At 40.8% G+C, this 3,661-nt stretch carries 3 protein-coding genes; all 3 read left to right on the top strand.

The genetic code is table 11. The features are described 5' to 3' along the window. Positions 1-1,205: ankyrin repeat domain-containing protein (locus LBQ60_04280; GenBank protein ID MDR2037119.1), on the top strand; the 1,205-nt coding region annotated here is incomplete at its 5' end. A 38-nt stretch (positions 1,206-1,243) separates the two neighbouring features. Beyond that, positions 1,244-1,975, top strand: coding sequence for a class I SAM-dependent methyltransferase (locus LBQ60_04275; protein MDR2037118.1), 732 nt, complete (start codon positions 1,244-1,246; stop codon positions 1,973-1,975). A 133-nt stretch (positions 1,976-2,108) separates the two neighbouring features. Continuing rightward, positions 2,109-3,083 (top strand): ankyrin repeat domain-containing protein, encoded by a 975-nt coding sequence (locus tag LBQ60_04270; GenBank protein ID MDR2037117.1) that lies wholly within the window; start codon positions 2,109-2,111, stop codon positions 3,081-3,083. Positions 3,084-3,661: the final 578 nt, after the last annotated feature.

Raw genomic sequence — 3,661 nt, 5'->3', positions numbered from 1 at the left:
CCAGAAGCCCCTACGGTAATGATGGAACCAATTTTCAGAAAATGGAGGATGCTATTTATCGTACAGTTAAAGCGTTAATCGATGCTGGAGTAAACCCTAAAAAGAAAAATGACGACGGAGAGATCGCTTATATGGTGGCAGGGAAAGCTTGTATGTATCCTTTCCTGAAGGCTGTAGCTGAAGCTGGAGTGAAAATGGATGCTGTGGGTGATGAAGGAAAGAATTTGCTTCACATGATTACTGATGTACTTTATCATCGTAAAACCGTCAACGGATTCAGGGACAATGCTTATAAAACTATTCAGATATTGTTGGAATCAGGTTCACCTGATCCTGAAGATAAAGACATTTTTAACCGTACACCATTGGATTATGCACAAAAAAGCGATGTAAAGGAAATAGCTGCCCTGATCAGCGGGGACGAGGGTGCGGCCGCAACGGGCGGAATGACTCTCAACCAGGCAGTATTGAACAATGACTTAGAAGCTGTTGTTGCGTTACTTGAACAAGGCGCAGATCCCGGCGAACTCTCGGAGGATAAGCATACACCGTTAATGTGGGCCTGTGAATATCCGAGACCTGAAATCATAAAATTATTGTTGAAGCACAAGGCCAACCCTAATTTTACGGTAGGTGAAACGGGAGTTACTGCTTTATCATATCTTCTGACCCATTCGGTTCAAAATCTCGGCCGGGGATTCAAGGGCGGCAGCCAACCCCCGAAAGATATCCGTTCTATTTTGCGCATGCTGCTCGATGCCGGAGCCGATCCCAACGCTCCGCTTGATCAGAACGGCAATACACCCCTTATATATGTGGCCAACATGGATTACTTTGCGGGATTGAATAGTTCCCTTGCCGAAGAACTGATTGACGGAGGTGCTGATATCAATAAGGCCAATCTGAGCGGACAAACACCCTTGATGATATTTGCCATAAAGGGAGATGAGTCGGAACACAACATTGCTGAACTCCTGCTCGATAACGGGGCTGATCCTGCCATGACCGATGGGGGAAGCAATACGGCGTTGATGTATGCTGCATCCAATAGTAATAAAATGTCGGGTAAAAAAATTGCTGAGTTGATCCTCAGTTCCGGTTATAAGGAAATCGACCGCGTGAATAATGCAGGACAAACAGCGATGGATATTGCTGTAACAAGAGAAAATGAAGCACTTGTCAAATTGCTGGTAACAGCGATGTAAATGTTTTTACCTATCTTTAGGTGTTCTGATCGATAAAGATGAAAGAGAATAAGTATGATGATACTGTCTTTTTTGAACAGTATAAAAAAATGATCCGTTCGGAAAAAGGGCTTGCAGGTGCCGGAGAATGGTATCTCCTGGAGAAAATGTTACCTGCTTTTAAGGAAAAAGATATGCTTGACCTGGGTTGCGGATTTGGTTGGCATTGCAGGTATGCCATGGAAAAAGGAGCCGCATCTGTTATTGGAGTTGACATTTCGGAAAAAATGCTTGAAAAGGCAAGAGAAATCAACTGCCTGAAAGGTGTTGAATACATCAGGCAGCCGATAGAAGATCTTGAGTTTCCGGCAGAAAAATTTGATATAGTATTGAGTTCCCTGACTTTTCACTATATCAAATCATATCATACCATGATCGACAATATCTATCAATGGTTGAAACCTGGCGGAAGTTTTATCTTTTCAGTAGAACATCCTGTTTTTACGGCTTATGGAACTCAGGAGTGGATATATGATGAAACCGGCGAAAAAGCGTATTGGCCTGTCGATAATTATTTTCTGGAAGGAAAAAGAGAAGCTGTTTTTCTGGGAGAAAAGGTGGTAAAATACCACAGGACACTGGCTACCTATCTGGGTACGTTACTTAAACGCGGTTATACCGTAAAAGAGGTGGCAGAACCACAGCCGGCTCCTGATATGCTGGCTGAATATCCTGAAATGAAAGAAGAGCTTCGTAGGCCGATGATGTTGTTGATCTCTGCAGAAAAATAAAGGTAATATTATATTATCCCGGAGAAAAAGGAAATGCCCGGCCATATCAACTGCAACCAAACAATAATAGATAAGCGCCATGTTCTCCGGATAGCGGAAAATGAAGTAATAAAAACCAAAACAAGATAAAAATATGGATAATATTTTCCTGAATGCCTGTAAAACAGGCAATAAAGCAATTGTGCAAACTTTTTTGAAAAAAGGAGGGATCAACCTCGACAAACGTGATGCGATGGGCAATACATCTCTTTATTATGTTTGTTTGAAAGGATCCAAAGACATTGCTAAGATGCTGGTCGATGGAGGGGCGGATGTTTCACTCATGAATAATGCCAGTGAAACTCCCATGCATTGTGTGGCTAAGAGTGGTAACAAAGATATCATTGCCATGCTTGTTGAAAAGGGAGCAGACATCAATGCTACTGATAATGGAGGCAATACACCCTTGATCTGGGCAGTACGTAACGGCAAGACCGAGACTTCTCTTTACCTGATATCTAAGGGAGCCGATATTTCTGTTAAAAATAATGAAGGCTTTTCCGCGTTCGACTATGCTACCGCAGCCGGTCTGCGTGATTTGGTGACAGCCCTTTCCGGAGGAAATGTCGCCACTAAAGATGCTCATGGCCATACCCCCCTGCATCAGGCTGTTTATAACAACCAGAGTGAGACGGTGGCAGCATTGCTTAGAGCGGATACTTCAAATGTCAATGACTTATCGGATGATGGCATGTCTGCACTGATGATGGCGGTCTCCAATTCCAATATGGCCATTATAGAAACCCTGTTGAAAAACGGCGCCGATGTGAGCCTGAACCTGTTGAGTGGCGATTCCGTACTTCATTATGCCGCGGGTTTAGGTAACCGCTTTGTCGGAAAGGCTCTAATTGAGGCAGGAGCAGAAGTGAACGGGAAAAATACATACAGCCAGACACCGTTAATCGTGGCTGCTATACGTGGCCATAATGATTTCACAGCTATGCTGGTCGAAGCTGGCGCTGAAGTGAATGCTACCGATAATAATGGGAAAAGCGCTATGGCTTATGCTGCCGAGGCCGGGTATAATGAAATTGTAGAACAATTACTGATGGCTGGGGCAGAGAATTGATTTTTTTCACTCAAAATAGAAAACCTGACAACATTTTTGCCAGGTTTTTTGTTTTTATTATATGAATCATCTGTGTTTTTGGAATTGTCATGTGATAAAATGTTATATATAAGGAACTTGAATAGGATAATCCTTTTTGATAAAAATAATAGTATTTAAACCTTTTTTGATAGTATTTAAACCTTTTTTTTAATAAATCGCTTTAATATTGCACCTTTAATTTCATTGTCTTTATTAGGATTTTTCCTGTGTGCGTACACGGGTTTGTAAAAAAATGAAAAAAGTCATAAATTTTTAAATAAATATGCTATAGGTTTGCAAATATTATAGTGGTAATTTTTTCATCACTATTATTAAAATTTTTCCTGTGCACGCACACGGATTTCATAAAAAAAGTGAAAAAAATCATAAATAATATCATGACCATGCAAATAAATGGAAGTTATTATTTTATAAATGCAGGTTGAGCATAACAGTTTTCCCTAAAGAATGGTAAAGAAAAAATCATACGAAAATATTTATTTAAACGAGTATAATTCTCTGTTTGGTATATTCTTTGCAGAGATAGAGAGAGAGAG

The sequence above is a fragment of the Bacteroidales bacterium genome, assembly GCA_031275285.1.
GTDB lineage: Bacteria > Bacteroidota > Bacteroidia > Bacteroidales > UBA4181 > JAIRLS01.
This window is presented reverse-complemented; position numbering and strand designations above follow the sequence as displayed.